Source organism: Martelella sp. UBA3392, assembly GCF_002358775.1.
In the GTDB taxonomy this organism is placed as follows: domain Bacteria; phylum Pseudomonadota; class Alphaproteobacteria; order Rhizobiales; family Rhizobiaceae; genus Martelella; species Martelella mediterranea.
The window spans coordinates 9,211-9,566 of sequence record NZ_DEPM01000220.1; the positions used below are offsets into that span (position 1 = coordinate 9,211).

The 356-nt window shown below is 64.6% G+C and carries 1 pseudogene; it reads left to right on the forward strand.

What is annotated here, in order from left to right:
* Positions 1-356: pseudogene (locus tag B4E36_RS17840) on the forward strand (Na+/H+ antiporter subunit D); the annotation flags it as partial.

Genomic DNA, 356 nt, shown 5'->3' on the forward strand with positions numbered 1-356 from the left:
CTGGCTCGTCATCCTGCCGGTCGCGACCTGTATCGCCGTCGGCGCGCTGCTGATGATGATCCGCAAGCATACCGTGCTGCATCCCGTGATCGCCATCGCCGCGCTTGCCTTTCTGGTCGTCATCGACAGCCTGCTGCTCTATACCGTGTGGAAGAACGGGCCGCTCACCATGGTGGCGGGCCGCTGGCTGCCGCCCTTCGGCATTGCCTTCACCGCCGATATCTTGAGCGCGCTGTTTGCGCTGGCCGCCGCCATTGCCGGGCTCGCAGGCGCGGTGTTCGCGCTCGGCGATATCGACAACAGCGGGCGGCGCTACGGTTTCTATCCGTTTTTGCTGCTGCTGATAGCCGGCGTTT